The sequence below is a fragment of the Sphingomonas sp. Ell38C01 genome (assembly GCF_055231975.1).
Genome location: NZ_JBUYVA010000001.1, coordinates 3,148,280 through 3,161,208 on the forward strand (window position 1 = coordinate 3,148,280; position 12,929 = coordinate 3,161,208).

General features: G+C 69.3%; 16 protein-coding genes. 7 read left to right on the top strand and 9 right to left on the bottom strand.

Annotated elements, in window-relative coordinates:
- The first annotated feature begins 30 nt into the window (after positions 1 to 30).
- Positions 31 to 702: an RBBP9/YdeN family alpha/beta hydrolase gene (locus ACV7NO_RS14935; RefSeq protein ID WP_463406753.1), complete on the top strand. Its 672-nt coding sequence runs from the start codon at positions 31 to 33 to the stop codon at positions 700 to 702.
- A 165-nt stretch (positions 703 to 867) separates the two neighbouring features.
- Here the strand turns inward: ACV7NO_RS14935 and thiE are convergent, their stop codons facing one another.
- The 5 genes from thiE to relB are packed head-to-tail and all read right to left on the bottom strand — an operon-like array spanning position 868 to position 3,531.
- Complete coding sequence (thiE, locus tag ACV7NO_RS14940) at positions 868 to 1,551, bottom strand: thiamine phosphate synthase (protein ID WP_463406754.1); 684 nt, start codon at positions 1,549 to 1,551, stop codon at positions 868 to 870.
- Entirely contained in the window at positions 1,544 to 2,026 is a 483-nt protein-coding gene (locus ACV7NO_RS14945) for a hypothetical protein (RefSeq protein WP_463406755.1), read from the bottom strand. The genes thiE and ACV7NO_RS14945 overlap by 8 nt, the downstream gene beginning before the upstream one ends.
- Positions 2,027 to 2,033: 7 nt before the next feature.
- Positions 2,034 to 2,942 (bottom strand): class I fructose-bisphosphate aldolase, encoded by a 909-nt coding sequence (locus ACV7NO_RS14950; protein WP_463407369.1) that lies wholly within the window; start codon positions 2,940 to 2,942, stop codon positions 2,034 to 2,036.
- Between the two features lie 35 nt (positions 2,943 to 2,977).
- Positions 2,978 to 3,292 (bottom strand): type II toxin-antitoxin system PemK/MazF family toxin, encoded by a 315-nt coding sequence (locus ACV7NO_RS14955; RefSeq protein WP_463406756.1) that lies wholly within the window; start codon positions 3,290 to 3,292, stop codon positions 2,978 to 2,980.
- A gap of 8 nt (positions 3,293 to 3,300) precedes the next feature.
- Positions 3,301 to 3,531, bottom strand: coding sequence for a type II toxin-antitoxin system RelB family antitoxin (gene relB / locus ACV7NO_RS14960; RefSeq protein WP_463406757.1), 231 nt, complete (start codon positions 3,529 to 3,531; stop codon positions 3,301 to 3,303).
- Positions 3,532 to 3,714: 183 nt separating this feature from the next.
- On the opposite strand from relB, the gene ACV7NO_RS14965 reads away from it, so the two are divergent.
- A complete protein-coding gene (locus tag ACV7NO_RS14965) occupies positions 3,715 to 4,200 on the top strand; it encodes a TlpA family protein disulfide reductase (RefSeq protein ID WP_463407370.1) in 486 nt (161 codons plus the stop codon).
- Between the two features lie 3 nt (positions 4,201 to 4,203).
- Here ACV7NO_RS14965 and ACV7NO_RS14970 read toward each other — a convergent pair whose 3' ends face one another.
- The 3 genes from ACV7NO_RS14970 to gap all read right to left on the bottom strand — a co-directional run bounded on the left by ACV7NO_RS14970 (position 4,204) and on the right by gap (position 6,980).
- The gene (locus ACV7NO_RS14970) at positions 4,204 to 5,394 is read right to left on the bottom strand and encodes a phosphoglycerate kinase (RefSeq protein ID WP_463406758.1); all 1,191 of its coding nucleotides are present in this window, start codon (positions 5,392 to 5,394) and stop codon (positions 4,204 to 4,206) included.
- Positions 5,391 to 5,801 (bottom strand): MOSC domain-containing protein, encoded by a 411-nt coding sequence (locus ACV7NO_RS14975; RefSeq protein ID WP_463407371.1) that lies wholly within the window; start codon positions 5,799 to 5,801, stop codon positions 5,391 to 5,393. The genes ACV7NO_RS14970 and ACV7NO_RS14975 overlap by 4 nt, the downstream gene beginning before the upstream one ends.
- Positions 5,802 to 5,972: 171 nt before the next feature.
- Positions 5,973 to 6,980 carry a type I glyceraldehyde-3-phosphate dehydrogenase gene (gene gap / locus ACV7NO_RS14980; protein ID WP_463406759.1) on the bottom strand — a complete coding sequence of 336 codons (1,008 nt, stop codon included), beginning with the start codon at positions 6,978 to 6,980 and terminating at the stop codon, positions 5,973 to 5,975.
- A 313-nt stretch (positions 6,981 to 7,293) separates the two neighbouring features.
- Here gap and ACV7NO_RS14985 point away from each other — a divergent pair, with 313 nt between their 5' ends.
- Together ACV7NO_RS14985 and ACV7NO_RS14990 are read left to right on the top strand one after the other, a co-directional pair.
- On the top strand, positions 7,294 to 7,479 hold the full coding sequence (locus tag ACV7NO_RS14985) for a hypothetical protein (protein WP_463406760.1): 186 nt from the start codon (positions 7,294 to 7,296) through the stop codon (positions 7,477 to 7,479).
- A gap of 2 nt (positions 7,480 to 7,481) precedes the next feature.
- A complete protein-coding gene (locus ACV7NO_RS14990; protein ID WP_463406761.1) occupies positions 7,482 to 7,787 on the top strand; it encodes a cell division protein ZapA in 306 nt (101 codons plus the stop codon).
- A 5-nt stretch (positions 7,788 to 7,792) separates the two neighbouring features.
- Here ACV7NO_RS14990 and ACV7NO_RS14995 read toward each other — a convergent pair whose 3' ends face one another.
- Positions 7,793 to 8,185 carry a MerC domain-containing protein gene (locus ACV7NO_RS14995; protein ID WP_463406762.1) on the bottom strand — a complete coding sequence of 131 codons (393 nt, stop codon included), beginning with the start codon at positions 8,183 to 8,185 and terminating at the stop codon, positions 7,793 to 7,795.
- 84 nt (positions 8,186 to 8,269) lie between these two features.
- Between ACV7NO_RS14995 and ACV7NO_RS15000 the strand changes: the two genes are divergently transcribed.
- From ACV7NO_RS15000 to ACV7NO_RS15010, 3 genes are all read left to right on the top strand, one after another.
- Positions 8,270 to 9,061: a tryptophan 2,3-dioxygenase gene (locus ACV7NO_RS15000; RefSeq protein ID WP_463406763.1), complete on the top strand. Its 792-nt coding sequence runs from the start codon at positions 8,270 to 8,272 to the stop codon at positions 9,059 to 9,061.
- Positions 9,062 to 9,164: 103 nt separating this feature from the next.
- Positions 9,165 to 11,321, top strand: coding sequence for a TonB-dependent receptor (locus ACV7NO_RS15005; RefSeq protein WP_463406764.1), 2,157 nt, complete (start codon positions 9,165 to 9,167; stop codon positions 11,319 to 11,321).
- A 198-nt stretch (positions 11,322 to 11,519) separates the two neighbouring features.
- Positions 11,520 to 12,704, top strand: a complete 1,185-nt coding sequence (locus ACV7NO_RS15010; RefSeq protein WP_463406765.1) for an acyl-CoA dehydrogenase — start codon at positions 11,520 to 11,522, stop codon at positions 12,702 to 12,704.
- The last annotated feature ends 225 nt before the right edge of the window (positions 12,705 to 12,929 follow it).

Below are 12,929 nucleotides of genomic sequence, written 5' to 3' on the forward strand. Positions count from 1 at the left end.
TCGCCCTTTCGGGCCAGCAGGAGAGACGTCATGGGTCAGTTATCGCCGGATTTCCCCGGTCGTGTCGCCGTCCTTACCGTTCCGGGTCTCGGCGGCTCGGGTCCTTCGCATTGGCAGACGCTGTGGGAGCAGTCGCGCCCCGATACCGCGCGCGTCGATCTGGGCATGTGGTCCACGCCGCATCGCAACGCCTGGGTGACCAAGCTCGATCAGGCGATCTCGCAGACGCGTGCGCCCGTGATTCTCGTCGCGCACAGCCTCGGCTGCCTCGCGGTCGCGTGGTGGGCGGAACTGTCGGGGCAGCCCTATGGCTGGCCGGTCGCGGGTGCGCTGCTCGTCGCCCCCGCCGATGTCGATCGCGCCGACGCGCGTGACGAACTCAAGGCCTTCGCCCCTGCACCCAAGTCGCCGCTGCCCTTCCCCTCGATCGTCGTCGCCTCGCACGACGATCCGTGGATCGATCACGAGCGCGCGCACAGCCTCGCGGTCGACTGGGGCAGCCACTTCGTCGACGCAGGCGCACTCGGCCACATCAACGCCGCCAGCGGGCTCGGTTCGTGGCCCGAGGGGCAGGACCTGCTCGAACGCGTCATCCACGCCTCGGGCGACTCGCGCGGCAGCACCCGCACCCCCGGCGACGCCCGCTCGATCCTCGCCATTCCGCCCGCCGCCGCAGAGCACGCGCATTATCTGGGCGGTTGATCCAAAGGCGAGCCAGACCGATCCGTCACCCCGGGCTCGATCCGGGGTGACGGGAAGAAGCCTCTCCCCGTTCGCACTGAACTTGTCGAAGCCTGTCCTGAGCGCCCGCCGCAGGCAGGAAGCCGAAGAGTGCTGCACGTCTTCGATCGAGCGCTCCCGATCGGATTACGCCCCCAGCACCGCCGCAAACGCCCGCACCGCCGCCGCTTCGTCGCCACCCCACACCCCATGGCTCACCGCCAGGAAATCCGCCCCCGCCGCCACCAGCGGCGGCGCGTTAGCAGGCGTGATCCCCCCGATCGCGACCGAGGGCAGTTCGAACAAAGTCGCCCACCACGACAGGATCGACGGCTCGGGCCGATGCTCGGTCGCCTTGGTCGTCGTCGGATGGAAGCTGCCGAACGCGACATAGTCCGCCCCCGCCTCACCCGCGCCCATCGCCAGATGGCGACTGTCGTGGCAGGTCACGCCGATCTGCACCTCGGGGCCCAGCAGGTCGCGCGCCTCGCGCGGATCGCCGTCGTCCTGCCCCAGATGGACGCCGTCCGCGCCCAGCCGCTTGGCGAGGCTCACGCTGTCGTTGACGATGAACGCCACCTGCCGGTCCGCGCAGAGGCGCTGGAGCGGCTCGGCGAGGCGCGCCGCCTCGTGCTGGTCGATGTCCTTCACGCGGAACTGGAACGCCGCGACCGGCCCCGCATCCAGCGCGCGCGCCAGCCGGTCGGGAAACGCGCCGCCCACGTCGAGCGGCGACACGAGGTACAGCTGGCACGGCGGCCGGCGCAGGTCGCGCTTGAACGCAACGGCGAAATCGGGGTCGAGGGGGCCGAGGGGATCGTCTTCAGTCATCCGCGCGCCCTACCGCGTCCAGCGCCGCGACGAAAGCGGCGGGATCGTCCAGCCGGTGCGCGACCGCGCGGATCGTCCGCCGCCCCATCGGCACCGGCGCGATCAGGTCGATCACCACATTGGGCCACGCGATCAGTGCGAGGTTGAGGACCGACGGGTCGCGGATCGCGGCGCGGTCCCATGTCGCGCGCAACCCCGCGACATCGTCCCGCGCCACCGTCAGCGACCGGAAACGCCCCACCCGCATCACCAGCACGCGCTCGTCGAGCAGCACCGGCAGGTGCCGGAACGACCGGATCGTCGCCACCAGCCAGACGAGCGAGGCCAGCGTGACGACGCTCGCCGCCGCCGCGACCCGCCACGACCAAAGCGCCAGCAACCCGTGCGTCACCAGCAGCTCGACGCAGCCGACGCCGACCAGGATCCACATCATCGGCGCGATCGCCCGGTGATAGGAAAACGATCGCGCCGGCACCTACGTCTCACTCCTCGTTCTTGTAGATCCGCACCAGCCGGTCGAGCATCGCCAGCGCCTCGCCGCGCTCGCGCTGGAAGGTGTTGCGCCCGATGATCGATCCGTTGCCGCCGCCGTCGCGAATGTCGCGCGCGTCCTGATAGACCGCGTCGGCGCCCTTCGCCGCCCCGCCCGAGAATACGACGATCCGCCGCCCCGCGAAGCACGACTGGACGACATGCGCCACCCGCTTCGCCTGCGTCGACGCATCGAAGCCCTCATAGGCCTTCTTCGCGTCCTTCTGCTCGATATGATCGCCCGGCAGCTTCACCTTGATGATATGCGCGCCCAGCAGCGCCGCCATGTGCGCGGCATAGGCGCCGACGTCGAGCGCCAGCTCGCCCGACTTGGGCAGCTCGCCGCCGCGCGGGTACGACCACAGCACCGTCGCCAGCCCGGCCGCCTTCGCCTCGGCCGCCAGTTCGCGAAACTCCTCCATCTGCTCGAAGATCAGGTCCGATCCCGGATAGATCGTGAACCCGATCGCCGCGCAGCCCAGCTTCAGCGCATCCTCGACCCCGCCGGTCACCGCCTGGTCGACGCTGGTCGCCCAGCTATTCGACGAATTGACCTTGAGGATCGTCGGGATCTGCCCCGCGAACGTCTCCGCCCCCGCTTCGATCATGCCCAGCGGCGCGGCATAGGCGCTCAGCCCCGCGTCGATCGCGATCTGGTAGTGATAGTGCGGATCGTACGCCTCCGGGTTGATCGCGAAGCTGCGCGCGGGTCCATGCTCGAACCCCTGGTCGACCGGCAGGATCACCAGCTTGCCGGTGCCGCCCAGCCGCCCGTGCATCAGGATTTTCGCGAGATTCGCCTTGGTCGACGGCGAATCGGCTTCGTACTTGTCGAGAATGGCCTTCACGATCGGTGTCATCATCGTCCCCTGACTTTATTGGATTGCATATAAGATCAAAGTGCGAGCCAGCGCCGGAGCGCCTGGTCGACCTGTTCCATCGCGGTGGTGGGCGCGAGCCCGATCGCGCGGGTGATGCGGTCGCGGCGGACCGACTGCATCTTGTCGACCTGCACCTCGCTCTCCGCGATCAGACCTGTACCCGGCGCGGGCGCGAATGGAACCCGGAACAGCGGCTGCCCGCCGATCACGCTGGTCATCGGGCACAGCGTGACGCTGCCATGCGTGTCATTGAAGACATCGGACTGGACGACCAGGAACGGCCGCGGCTTGGCCGAATAGTCCCCCGGCCCGGCGGCGAGTACGATCATCCCGCGCCTCAGCTCCAAAAGTCGGCCTCCAGCGCTTCCCAGAACGCATAGTCCTCGGCCTTGTCACGCTCCGCCGCGCGCAGCGACTGGCGCCGCGCCTCCGCCTTGAACGCTTCGTCGTGGCGCTCGACATAGCGCCGCACCGCCTCGCGCGCGATGTCGCTCTTGCTGCGTCCCTGCGATCGCGCGACGGCGGCAAGCCGTTCTTCCAGTTCGGTATCGAGTCTGACGCCGAGCATCGCCGCCTCCGTCGTTTAACATGTTAAACATACGCGCGGCATCGCCCGTCTTCAAGCGCGAATCGTCCGCGCGGGCCGCCTTGACGCGCACGGATCGCTCGGCAACCATACGTCAATCTTATGGAGAAGCGGACGATGCGAGGGGCGATCGGAATGCTGGCATTGGCGGCCGTGGCAGCCACCATGCCCGCCATGGCGGCGGGCCAGTCGATCATGCTCAAGCGCCAGCCTAGGGCGGGCGAGATGGCGCCCGACTTCACGCTGTCACTGGTCGACGGCACCAAGGTCACCTCTCGCGAACTGCGCGGGCAGGTCGTGATCCTGAACTATTGGGCGACCTGGTGCGTGCCCTGCCGCACCGAATTGCCGCTGCTCGATCGCTACTATGCGCTGCGCAAGGCCAACGGCCTGCGCGTGTTCGCCGCGACGACGGAAGATTCGGTCCCGCTCTCCAAGCTCAAGCCGCTGTTCGCCGCGATGCAGATCCCCGCCGCCAAACGGATGACGGGCCGCTACGCCAACGTCTCCGCGCTACCGACGAACTACATCATCGATCGCAGCGGACGGATCCGCTACGCCAAGGCCGCCGCGCTCACGCTCGACGATCTCAACCGCGAGATCACGCCACTGCTCAACGAACCCGCGCCGCCCGCCGACGCCGCGGGTTGAAGATCAGCGCGCCAGCGCCGCCACGCCGGGAAGCTCGCGCCCTTCCATCCATTCCAGGAATGCGCCGCCGGCGGTCGACACGAAGGTGAAGTCCCCCGCGACGCCGGCATGGTTCAGCGCGGCCACCGTGTCGCCGCCGCCCGCGACCGAGACGAGGCTGCCGTCCTGCGTCAGCGCCGCCGCGGTCTTGGCCAGCGCCACCGTCGCGGTATCGAACGGCGCCGTCTCGAACGCGCCCATCGGGCCGTTCCACACCAAGGTCCGGCAGTTCTTGAGGACGTCGCCCAGCGCCTCGGTCGCCGCGGGCCCCACGTCGAGGATCATCTCGTCCGCCGCCACCTCGTGGACGTTGACGGTGCGCGTCCCCGGGTTCGCCCTGAACTCCTTCGCGACGACGACGTCGTACGGCAGGTGGACGGTGCACCCCGCCTTGTCGGCGGCCTCGAGGATTTCGTCGGCCGTCCCCGTCAGGTCATGCTCGCACAGGCTCTTGCCGACATCGACGCCCCGCGCCGCGAGGAAGGTGTTCGCCATCCCGCCGCCGATGATGAGGTGGTCGACCTTCGATACGAGATGCTTGAGCACGTCGAGCTTGGTCGACACCTTCGCCCCGCCGACGACCGCGGCGACCGGATGCTCGGGCGCGCCCAGCGCCTTCTGGAGCGCGTCGAGTTCGGCCTCCATCGCGCGCCCCGCGAACGCGGGCAGCGCGTGCGCCAGCCCCTCGGTCGAGGCGTGCGCGCGGTGCGCCGCGGAGAAGGCGTCGTTGACATACAACTCGCCCAGCTTCGCAAACCGCGCGACGACCTGCGCATCGTTCGTCTCTTCGCCGCCGAAGAAGCGCGTATTCTCGAGGATCGCGATATCCCCCGCCTTCAGCGTCGCGACCGCGGCCTCGTCGCCCTCCCAGTCGATATAGCGCACCGCACGCCCCAGCACCGCCGCGTAGGGCGCCGCCAGCTGCGCGAGCGACAGCGCCGCGCTCGGCTGCCCCTTGGGGCGCCCGAAATGCGCCAGCACCAGCACGATCGCGCCCTTGTCCGCCAGCTCGGCGACGGTCGCGACGGTCGCGCGCAGGCGGGTGTCGTCGGTCACCTTGCCGTCCGCCATCGGTACGTTCAGGTCCTCGCGCACCAGCACGCGCCGGCCCGTCACGTCACCGATATCGTCGAGCGTCTTGAACGGCTTGGTCATGGTATCTCGATCCTGATCGTATCGCCGACGGCGATCGCGCCGCCCTGTTTCACGCGCGTGCACGCGCCGCCGCGCCAGTCCGACGACAGCGCCCCCCTCAGCCCCTCGGCCAGCGCTTCCATCCGCTCGCACGGATCGGTCTCGCGCGTCACCTCGAGGATCACGTCCGCGCCGATCCGCAAGCGGACGCCCGCCACCTGCGGCAGGTCGAGCCCCTCGACCAGCAGGTTCGCGCGCCGCTCCTGCCACGGGATCGAATGGCCGACCTCCGCCATCGCCGCGTCCCAGTCGCCGCGCTCGATCAGCGTCACCTGCCGCCGCCCGCGCCCGCCGGGCTTCACCGCGCCGCGGAAATCGCCCGCTAGCCCGCCCTCGACGGTGACGTCGACATGGTCGATCACCTCCATCGGCGCCTTGGGATAGGCGTGGCGTGCGATGCCTGCGATCCGGCCGGTCACGACCGCCCCCTCCGTCATTCCCGCGGAAGCGGGAATCCATCTCCCGCCGTCGCCATACGGGCCACCGTCAGACGATGGACCCCCGCTTTCGCGGGGGTGACGAGGGAAGGCGAAGCCACCTCAGCCAAGCTTCGCCATCGCCGCGGCGGTATCGACCATCCGGTTCGAGAAGCCCCATTCGTTGTCGTACCAGCTGACGACGCGCACCAGCTTGCCGTCGATCACCGCGGTCTCCAGGCTGTCGATCGTCGACGAGGCCGGGGTGTGCACGATGTCGATCGAGACCAGCGGCTCGTCGGAGAACACCAGCACGCCCTTGAGCGGTCCGCTCTCCGACGCCGCCTTCAGGATCGCGTTCACCTCGTCGCGCGTCGTGTCGCGCGAGGGCGTGAAGGTCAGGTCGACCAGGCTGCCGTCGGGCACGGGCACGCGGATCGCGGAACCGTCCAGCTTGCCCTTCAGCTCCGGCAGCACCTCGCCCACCGCGCGCGCCGCGCCGGTGGTCGTCGGGATCATGCTCATCGCGGCGGCGCGCGCGCGGCGCAGGTCCGGGTGGATCTGGTCGAGAATCTTCTGGTCGTTGGTATAGGCGTGGACCGTCGTCATCAGCCCGCGCTCGATCCCGATCGCATCGTTCAGCACCTTGGCGACCGGCGCCAGACAGTTGGTGGTGCACGACGCGTTCGACACGATCGTATGCGCCGCCTCCAGCTTGTCGTGGTTCACGCCGTAGACGACGGTCAGGTCGACGCCCTTGCCCGGCGCGGAGATCAGCACCTTGCGCGCGCCCGCGTCGATATGCTTCTGGCAGCTCTCGCGGTCGGTGAAGAAGCCGGTGCATTCCAGCACGATGTCGACGCCCAGCTCGCCGTGCGGCAGGTTGGCGGGGTCGCGCTCGGCGGTCACGCGGATGCGCCTGCCGTCGATCACCAGGTCCTGGCCCTCGGCCTCGACGGTGCCGGCGTACTTGCCATGGACGCTGTCGCGGCTGAACAGCCACGCATTCGACTTCGCATCCGCCAGGTCGTTGATCGCGACGAGCTCCAGCCCGCTGTCGCCGCGCTCCAGGATCGCCCGCGCGACGAGGCGACCGATGCGCCCGAACCCGTTGATCGCTACCTTCGTCATCGCGTCGACTCTCCCCGCCTGCGTAATTGAAATGTTGCGCGGGTCTTTGGTGGCGCGCGGCGTTCGCGTCAACCGGCGCGGCCCAAGAGTCCGTATCGGAAACGCGCGAGAGTGCGCGTTTCAAGGCGGTGCCGGCCCGCTCCCCCTCCCGACCTCCCACAGCGTATCCTGGATGGGAGGTCGGGAGGGGGAGCGGGCCGGCACCGCAAAACGCGCTGTGGCGCGTTTTCAAACGGACTCGTACAACGCCTCCCCTTGTCCCGGCCCGATTGCGGCTTGTCGCGTCATTCCAGAGTGCTACTCCGGTCCCGTCATGGCCGACCCCGACCCTTCCGAGCCTCTCGCGCGCATCGACGCCGCGCTCGCCCGCATCGAGGCGGCGGCGGAGTCGCGCGCCCGCGCCGCGGAAGCGATGCAGAAGCGCCACGCCGCGCTCAAGGCACGGATGGCGGAAGCGGTCGCCGCACTCGACGACGTGCTCGCGCGCGGACAGGGCTGAGCATGGCGGAGGTCTCGATCAAGATCGGCGATCGTCGCCACAGCGTTGCCTGCCGCGACGGCGAGGAGGGCGCGGTACGGCGGCTGGGCGAGATGCTGGACCAGCGCTGGCCCGCCGCCTCGCGCGCCGCGGGCGGGCAAAGCGCGGAACGCACGATGCTGCTGATCGCGCTAATGCTCGCCGATTCGCTCGTCGAATCCGAACAGCGACCGCCCGTGGGGTCGCTGGCCAGCGAGGCGACGCTCATCCGCATCGCCGAACAGCTCGAGGCGCTCGCGATCGCGCTCGAGGAAACCCCGCCGGGCTGAAGGTGTCAGGCGTCAGCCCGCCGGTTCAGGTCGTGCCCGAACGCCAGCAGCCCCACGCCCACGATCGTCCACAGCGTCTCGCCGCCCATCCCGTCATGCGGCAGCGACATCGCGCCGGCCATGATCCCCAGCCCCAGCGCACCCATCGCCGCGGGCATCATATAGCCGTGCTGGACGATGCCGCGCCCCAGCGCCAGCGCGCCCAGCCCGATCGCCAGCGTCAGCCCGATCTCGTGGAAGATCGGATCGACCAGCAGCCCGCCCGCGGCCGACAGGAACGTCAGCAGCACCGCGCTGGCCACGCAGTGGACGACGCACAGACCCGACAGCGCGATCGCCATGCGATCGAGCCCGGTCGGCAGGGAAAGGCGAGTCGCGAACGGCATCGTGAGACGCATCTAGGCCGGCGCGCAGGACGTTACAATATCTCATCTACGGTTTTCGCGCGGCACTCGCGCGCACCCGATGCTATGCGGACACGCATGACCGACGCGCTCACCTATCGCCGCTATCTGCGCCTTCCCGAACTGCTCGCGCTTCAGTCGCCGCGGTCGGATGCGCATGACGAGCTGCTGTTCATCACCATCCACCAGGCGTCCGAGCTGTGGATGAAGCTGTGCCTCCACGAACTCGAGACCGCGCGCGACCTGATCGCCGCCGACGCGCTCAACCCCGCGTTCAAGATGATGGCGCGCGTCAGCCGCATCCAGGCGCAATTGATTCAGTCGTGGGAGGTCCTCGCGACGATGACCCCGGCGGACTATCAGCGGATGCGCGCCAGCCTCGGCACGTCGTCGGGCTTCCAGTCGGACCAGTATCGACGCTTCGAATTCGTGATGGGCAACCGTAGCCCCGCGATGGCCGCGCTGTTCGCCGACGAGCCCGATCTCCACGCCGCGCTCGCCGCCGAGCTCGCGCGCCCGAGCCTCTACGACGAGGCGCTGCGCCTGCTTGCGCGCCGCGGCTTCGCGATCCCCGCCGACCGCCTCGATCGCGACTTCGCGTACGCCGCGCCCGTCTCCGACGCGGTCGAGGCGGCATGGTCCACGATCTACGCCGACCCGGACCGGCACTGGGACCTGTACGAGCTCGCCGAAAAGCTCGTCGATCTCGAATATCACTTCCAGCTCTGGCGCTTCGGGCATCTCAAGACGGTCGAGCGCGTGATCGGGTTCAAGCAGGGCACCGGCGGCACCGCAGGCGTCCCCTATCTGGCGCGCGTCGTCGAGCAGCGCTTCTTCCCCGAGCTCCTCGCGGTCCGCACGCGACTGTAGCGCCGACGAAATGACGCAGCGCAGCGACGAACCGAACATGACAATGTTGTGATAGTGTAACATCACCTCTAGGCGAGACCCGAGCCCCTCGGAGTCGCCCACAATGAACAAAGCCATCCTCCTCGCCGGCATCGCGCTGGTCGTCGCCACCCCCACCTTGGCCCAGACCGTCCCGGACCAGACCGTCGCCCCCGCCGACGACCAGGGCGGCACCCCCGCCGGCACCCGCTCGGGCGGCGAGATCGTCGTCACCGCGCCGATCCAGCAGAGCGAGCGCGACGTGTTGTCGGGCACCTCGATCCTGCGCGGCGACGAACTGACCCGCGATATCCGCGCGACGATCGGCGAGACGCTCAGCCGCCAGCCGGGCGTGTCGTCCACAGCGTTCGGCCCCAACGCGTCGCGCCCCGTGCTGCGCGGCTTCCAGGGCGAGCGGATCCGCGTGCTGACCGACGGGATCGGCTCGATCGACGTCTCCAACACCTCGGTCGACCATGCCGTCGCGATCAACCCGCTGCTCGCCGAGCGCGTCGAGGTGCTGCGCGGGCCTACCGCGCTGCTGTTCGGGTCGTCCGCGGTCGGCGGCGTCGTCAACGTCGTCGACACCCGCATCCCGCGTTCGGTGCCGGAGAACGGCTATCGTCTCGCGGGCAACGCCACCTACGCGTCGGCGGCGAACGAGCGGTCGGGCGCGCTCGCGGGCGACGTCGCGGTCGGCGAGATGCTCGTGCTCCACGCCGACGGCTCGTACCTCAAGACCGACGACCTGCGGATCGGCGGCACCGTCCTCTCGCGCCAGGCCCGCGCCACCGCGCTCGCCGCCGCCGCCGCGGCCCCGAACGACCCGCTCGACTTCGCGAACCTCGCCAGCCTGAAGGATCGCCTGCCCAACTCCGCCTCGCAGACCTGGACCGCGGGCGTCGGCGCGTCGATCATCACCGATGGCGGCAGTCTCGGCCTGTCATACAGCCATTACGACAGCTTCTACGGCATCCCCTCGCGCTACACGCTGACGCCGGGCGGCGACGCGCCCGAATCGCCGCGCCTCGACATCGTCCAGAACCGCTTCGACCTGCGCGGCGAGATCGACGCGGGCGGCGCGTTCGTCGACAAGATCCGCGTCCGCGCAGGCTATGCCAACTACCGCCATTTCGAGCTGGAGCCCGATGGCGCGATCGGCACCGCCTTCTACAACAAGGGGATCGAGGGCCGCGCCGAGCTGGTCCAGGCGAAGCGCGGCGCATGGGCCGGCGCGTCGGGCGTCCAGATCTTCAACCGCGAGTTCGACGTCGAGGGCGACGAGGCGTTCCTGCCCCGCAACGCGACGACGCAGATCGGCGTCTTCACGCTCCAGCAGCTCGATCTCGGCAAGCTGAAGGCCGAGGCCGGCGTCCGCTACGAGAATACCGACGTCGCCAGTCGCGTCGTGGGCGGCGACCTTCGCTTCGCCGACGCGTCGCGCAACTTCGGGGCCTTCTCCGCCTCCGCCGGCGCCTCCTACGGTTTTGCGCCCGACTGGCGGTTCGGCGTCAACGTCTCGCGCACCGAGCGCGCGCCCGCCGCGGAGGAACTGTTCGCCAACGGCCCGCATGCCGGCACCGAGGCGTACGAGCTCGGCAACCCGAACTTCCGCCTCGAAAAGTCGTGGGGGGTCGAGGCGACGCTCCATGGACACGGCGAGGGCTACAGCTTCGACGCGTCGGCGTTCTACAACTGGTTCTCCAACTACATCTACGACAGCCAGGTCGCGCAGAGCGTCTGCGTCGCCGCCGCCTCGCCCTCGGGGCGCGACGTCGATCTGCCGTGCTTCCAGTACCGGCAGGCCGATGCGCGCTATTACGGTGTCGAGGCGCAGGGCTCGGTCACGCTGGCCACGCTCGGCGGTTACAAGATCAATGCCGATCTGCTCGGCGACTGGGTCCATGCCAGCATCGTCGACCAGGGCGCGGTGCCGCGGATCCCGCCGGTTCGCCTGCTCGGCGGGCTGGAGGCACAGGCCGACAGCGTCAACGCGCGCGTCGAGGTGGAGCACAGCTTCGCGCAGCGCCGCGTCGCCGCGTTCGAGACGACCACCGACGCGTTCACGCTCGTCAACGCCTCGGTCCAGCTCAAGCCCTTCTCGGCCAGCCCGCGCACGATGCTGACGCTGTCGGCGAACAACATCTTCGACGTCGACGCCCGCCGCGCCGCCAGCGTGCTGAAGGACTTCGCCCCCCTCGCCGGCCGCGACCTGCGCGCGACCTTGAGCTTCGCGCTGTAAGGGATCCTCCCCGGCACGGGGAGGGGGACCAGCCAAAGGCTGGTGGAGGGGGGCATCCACGGTCGCTGCCGTATCGTCCCCGGCACACCCCCTCCGTCGCTCTGCGACACCGCCCCGTGCCGGGCAGGATCGTTCCCCAACCCCTTGCGGCCCCTCCCCCAACCCCGTACCGCACCCTCGAAAAGAGGAGATGCACCGATGGCCGGCATGGGCAAGTTCGACTGGGCGGACCCGTTCCTGATCGACGATCAGTTGACCGAGGACGAACGCATGGTGCGCGATACCGCGCGCGCCTATGCGGAAGACAAGCTCGCGCCGCGCATCGTCGACGCGTTCCAGAACGAGGTGACCGACCCCGCGATCTTCCGCGAGATGGGCGCGCTCGGCCTGCTCGGCCCGACGATCCCCGAGGAATATGGCGGCGTCGGCGCATCCTACGTCGCCTACGGCCTCGTCGCACGCGAGGTGGAGCGGATCGACAGCGGCTACCGCTCGATGATGAGCGTCCAGTCGAGCCTCGTTATGTATCCGATCCACGCCTATGGCTCGGAGGCGCAGAAGCGGAAATATCTCCCGAAGCTCGCCAGCGGCGAATGGATCGGCTGTTTCGGCCTGACCGAGCCCGATGCCGGCTCCGACCCCGGCGGGATGACGACGCGCGCGCGCAAGACCGATGGCGGCTACGTGCTGTCGGGCGCCAAGACGTGGATCTCGAACAGCCCGATCGCAGACGTCTTCGTCATCTGGGCGAAGAGCGAGGCGCATGGCGACGGCATCCGCGGCTTCGTCCTCGAAAAGGGCATGAAAGGTCTGTCCGCGCCCAAGATCGAGGGCAAGCTGTCGCTCCGCGCGTCGATCACCGGGATGATTATGCTCGACGATGTCGAGGTCGGCGAGGACGCGCTGCTCCCCGACGTGCAGGGGCTCAAGGGCCCGTTCGGCTGCCTCAACCGCGCGCGTTACGGGATCAGTTGGGGCTCGCTCGGCGCCGCGGAGTTCTGTTTCCACGCCGCGCGCCAGTACGGGCTGGACCGGATGCAGTTCGGCACCCCGCTCGCCGGCCGCCAGCTCTACCAGAAGAAGCTCGCCGACATGGAAACCGAGATCGCGCTGGGCCTCCAGGCCTCCCTGCGCGTGGGCCGCCTGATGGACGAGGGCCGGTTCGCGCCCGAGATGGTCTCGATCGTCAAGCGCAACAATGTCGGCAAGGCGCTCGACATCGCGCGGATGGCGCGCGACATGCACGGCGGCAACGGCATCGCGGGCGAATACCACGTCATGCGCCACGCGATGAACCTCGAGACGGTCAACACCTACGAAGGAGCGCACGACGTCCACGCGCTGATCCTGGGCCGCGCGATCACGGGCATCGCCGCGTTCTGACCTGACGCCCTCCCGATCCTCCCGTCATCCCCGCGCAGTCGCGGATCCATCTCCTGTCGTTTCAGCTGATCGCGACCGGCGTCGTTCGTGGGCGCGTGGGGAGATGGATCCCCGCCTGCGCGGGGATGACGACTGTGCCGCAGGCATCGGCGATCGCAGCACCATAACATTTGTTGTGCCCAGGCACCGCCCCCGCTACCCTCCCCGCAAAAGACCCAGCGGAGA

Bases quoted from the DNA above. Each gene is read 5' to 3' on its own strand.
- ACV7NO_RS14935 (WP_463406753.1), top strand. From the start codon at position 31: ATGGGTCAGTTATCGCCGGATTTCCCCGGTCGTGTCGCCGTCCTTACC.
- thiE (WP_463406754.1), bottom strand. From the start codon at position 1,551: ATGACTGAAGACGATCCCCTCGGCCCCCTCGACCCCGATTTCGCCGTT.
- ACV7NO_RS14950 (WP_463407369.1), bottom strand. From the start codon at position 2,942: ATGACACCGATCGTGAAGGCCATTCTCGACAAGTACGAAGCCGATTCG.
- ACV7NO_RS14955 (WP_463406756.1), bottom strand. From the start codon at position 3,292: ATGATCGTACTCGCCGCCGGGCCGGGGGACTATTCGGCCAAGCCGCGG.
- relB (WP_463406757.1), bottom strand. From the start codon at position 3,531: ATGCTCGGCGTCAGACTCGATACCGAACTGGAAGAACGGCTTGCCGCC.
- ACV7NO_RS14965 (WP_463407370.1), top strand. From the start codon at position 3,715: ATGCCCGCCATGGCGGCGGGCCAGTCGATCATGCTCAAGCGCCAGCCT.
- ACV7NO_RS14970 (WP_463406758.1), bottom strand. From the start codon at position 5,394: ATGACCAAGCCGTTCAAGACGCTCGACGATATCGGTGACGTGACGGGC.
- ACV7NO_RS14975 (WP_463407371.1), bottom strand. From the start codon at position 5,801: ATGGAGGTGATCGACCATGTCGACGTCACCGTCGAGGGCGGGCTAGCG.
- gap (WP_463406759.1), bottom strand. From the start codon at position 6,980: ATGACGAAGGTAGCGATCAACGGGTTCGGGCGCATCGGTCGCCTCGTC.
- ACV7NO_RS14985 (WP_463406760.1), top strand. From the start codon at position 7,294: ATGGCCGACCCCGACCCTTCCGAGCCTCTCGCGCGCATCGACGCCGCG.
- ACV7NO_RS14990 (WP_463406761.1), top strand. From the start codon at position 7,482: ATGGCGGAGGTCTCGATCAAGATCGGCGATCGTCGCCACAGCGTTGCC.
- ACV7NO_RS14995 (WP_463406762.1), bottom strand. From the start codon at position 8,185: ATGCGTCTCACGATGCCGTTCGCGACTCGCCTTTCCCTGCCGACCGGG.
- ACV7NO_RS15000 (WP_463406763.1), top strand. From the start codon at position 8,270: ATGACCGACGCGCTCACCTATCGCCGCTATCTGCGCCTTCCCGAACTG.
- ACV7NO_RS15005 (WP_463406764.1), top strand. From the start codon at position 9,165: ATGAACAAAGCCATCCTCCTCGCCGGCATCGCGCTGGTCGTCGCCACC.
- ACV7NO_RS15010 (WP_463406765.1), top strand. From the start codon at position 11,520: ATGGCCGGCATGGGCAAGTTCGACTGGGCGGACCCGTTCCTGATCGAC.